The organism is Thioalkalivibrio sp. (assembly GCF_007692535.1).
In the GTDB taxonomy this organism is placed as follows: Bacteria; Pseudomonadota; Gammaproteobacteria; order Ectothiorhodospirales; family Ectothiorhodospiraceae; genus Thioalkalivibrio.
The window spans coordinates 1-2,625 of record NZ_REBW01000096.1 but is presented as its reverse complement, the minus strand read 5'-3'; the positions used below and the strand labels follow the sequence as shown (position 1 = coordinate 2,625).

The window sequence follows — 2,625 nt, the reverse complement described above, 5'->3', positions numbered from 1 at the left end:
GGAGCGCAAGCTGGCACAGGTCGGCCTCGACGGCCTGTTCGTGCCGAAGGGGGGCAGAGCGGTCGCTGAGCTGCCGCGTCAACCCTAGTGAGCCTCACGCGTGCCCGGCCGGGGTGTCCGTCGCGGAGTGGAAGTACTCGCTGTCGCGGCCGAGTTCGTCCACGAGTTCACGCAGGACCGCGAGGCGGCTCTCGGCGTCGCTGAAGGGCGCGCAGGACTCGCAGAAGGCGTCCCCGCAGGGCTGCCGGCTGTAGAGCCAGAAATGGATGACGCCCGCGAGCAGACCATCGGCGACCTCGTGCACGTCCGGCGAATGGCCGTCGGCGGAGAGCGTGTTGGCGAGGTCGATGAGCTTCTGCGCCGCGTTGTTATAGGTTTCTTCGGTGACTTCGCTCTCGGTGATGTCGCTCATCGCGGACCTCGCTTGCTGTCGTTCCAGTGGGCCATTTTAGCCCGAGTAGGTCCCGCACTGCCGCATTTCGGTGCGATCCGGCGATGGTTTGTGGCCGAAGCTCCTGCGAAACAGCGGTATCTCGCGTTCCGCTCGCGTCACTCCGCCGTGTGCGCCGATGAAGCAGGGGCCGGTGTCGTCGCCTGCCGGGTCGACCAGGTAGCTGTCCTCGTCGGGGAACAGCAGGTAGTCTCCGGCCCGGGCCTGCAGTTCCGGGTGCGGAACGCCCGACCCGAAGGCGTTGCCGTAAAGCCAGTCCTCCATGGCGATGACCTCCACGCGATTGCCGAAATGCTCCTCCATGGCGCGCCGGAACTGCCGGTGCCGCCCCGGAAGGACGTGCGCCAGCGCCGCCCGCGGTTCCCCGGTCAACGGGTGGCGCAGGCAGGCGCACACGGCGGGTGCTTCGCGAAGGTCCAGGCGCTGGCTGACCGTGCGCATGCCGTGATCCGTGGTCGTGAGCAGCAGCGTGTCCGTACCGGCCAGCTCGGCGCACAGGCGGCTATAGGTGGCGTCGATCGCGGCGAGGTGGTCGCGGACCTCAGGGCTGCCCGGCCCGCATTCATGCCCCAGATGGTCCAGGTGGGACCAGTAGAGATAGGTGTAGTGGGGCGCCCGCCCCACAGCCCGAACGTGGGCGCCCAGTAAGGCCGGCAGTTGCTCCAGTTCGTCGTACCCGATGACCGTTGCTGAGCCGCTCATCAGCCGGTTGTAGGGCGAGTGCGCGATTCGGGCCGGGGAGACGAAGGTGCTCTTTCGTGCCAGTCGGTTGACCAGAGGCGAAGGACGGATTCGGGCATTCAGGCTCTGCGAGCTCAGCGCGGCGGAATTGCCGGCGTGGTCGCTTTCGCGTGCCGGCAGCACTGTCAGCGTGCGATCCGCCTGCGGGAGGTAGGTTCGCCAGCCCAGCAGCCCGTGCTGTGCGGGACTCATGCCGGTGAAGAGGCTGGTGATGGCGGTGGCCGTGGTGCTGGGAAAGACCGCTTCCAGCTGCAGCGCGAGATCGGCGCGCAGGGAAGGTACGTATGCCAGGTAGTCCAGAGCGAAGCCGTCGATCAGCCAGACCAGCACATGGCGGTAACCCGCCACCACTTCCGGCGGAAGCGCGGCCAGCGGGGGCTCCGGGTTCAAGGCCTGGGCGGAACCCAGCCCCTGTTCGAGGCTGGCCAGCAGGTTGATGAACCCGTGCCCCTGTGGGGCCTCCAGGTTCCATCTCCGTGCCGATGCGGTCACGGGCGACCTTGCATCGGTGGGGGGCGCGATCACGGCGGGCTCAGGACTTGTCACCGCCGTGACAGGGTGGCGAGTCGGGCACCTTCCCGGCGCGCTCGAACCATTGCTCCGGATCCAGGGTATGCAGGGCCAATGCGTGGATGCTGCCGGCAAGTTCCTCCGACAACACCTGGTTGACCATGCGGTGCCGGGCCACCAGTTTCTGTCCGGTAAAGGCCTCGCTGACCAGTGTGACCTTGAAATGGGACTCGGAGCCGGGCGGCACGTTGTGCATGTGGCTCTCGTTCTCCACCTCCAGATGCACCGGATCGAAGTGTTGCTCCAGTTTTTCCGTGATGCGTTGCTGTTGGATCATGGCAGGTTGGGTCCGTACTGACGCGTTCGGGTATCAAACCCGAAGCATACTCCGCCACGCTCATTTCGCAATTGGCCTCTCCGATGCAAAGGCATGCAGGGCGATCCAAGGCGCGATGTCTGCCGCCAATGCGTACGTGCGATCCAGGTTCAATCGGGCAGTTGGTAGAAGGCGCGCGCGTTGGCGCTGGTCTGGCTTGCCAGGGCCTCCGGGTCGGTGTTGCGCAGGCGCGCCACGTGTTCGCCGATGTGCGGAAGGAACGAAGGCTCGTTGCGCCGGCCGTGCGGCAGGCCCTTGGGTAGGGTGCGCGGCAGCAGGTAGGGGGCGTCGGTCTCGAGCAGCAGCCGGTTGTCGGGGATGCGCGGCACCAGCTCCTGCAGCCCCTGGCCGCGGCGCTCGTCGCAGACCCAGCCGGTCACACCGATATGGCAGTCCATCTCGAGGTAACGGGCCAGGGCGGCGGCGTCGCTGGTGAAGCAGTGGACCACTGCTGCGGGCAGTCGGTCGCGGTACCTCTGCAGAATGTCCCCAAAATCGCGGCTGGCCTCGCGCTCGTGTAGAAAGACGGGCATGCGCAGGTCGACGG

The 2,625-nt window shown here is 66.9% G+C and carries 4 protein-coding genes; all 4 read right to left on the bottom strand.

Annotation, left to right across the window (positions count from 1 at the left end; all coding sequences use genetic code 11):
- Nucleotides 1-94 precede the first annotated feature (94 nt).
- Complete coding sequence (locus EA346_RS04100) at nt 95-412, bottom strand: hypothetical protein (RefSeq protein WP_296756004.1); 318 nt, start codon at nt 410-412, stop codon at nt 95-97.
- A gap of 36 nt (nt 413-448) precedes the next feature.
- Nucleotides 449-1,717, bottom strand: coding sequence for an alkaline phosphatase family protein (locus EA346_RS04095; protein ID WP_296756002.1), 1,269 nt, complete (start codon nt 1,715-1,717; stop codon nt 449-451).
- Between the two features lie 7 nt (nt 1,718-1,724).
- The gene (locus EA346_RS04090) at nt 1,725-2,039 is read right to left on the bottom strand and encodes a BolA/IbaG family iron-sulfur metabolism protein (RefSeq protein ID WP_296755998.1); all 315 of its coding nucleotides are present in this window, start codon (nt 2,037-2,039) and stop codon (nt 1,725-1,727) included.
- A gap of 149 nt (nt 2,040-2,188) precedes the next feature.
- On the bottom strand, nt 2,189-2,625 hold a 437-nt coding region (locus EA346_RS04085), incomplete at its 5' end, for a TatD family hydrolase (protein WP_296755995.1).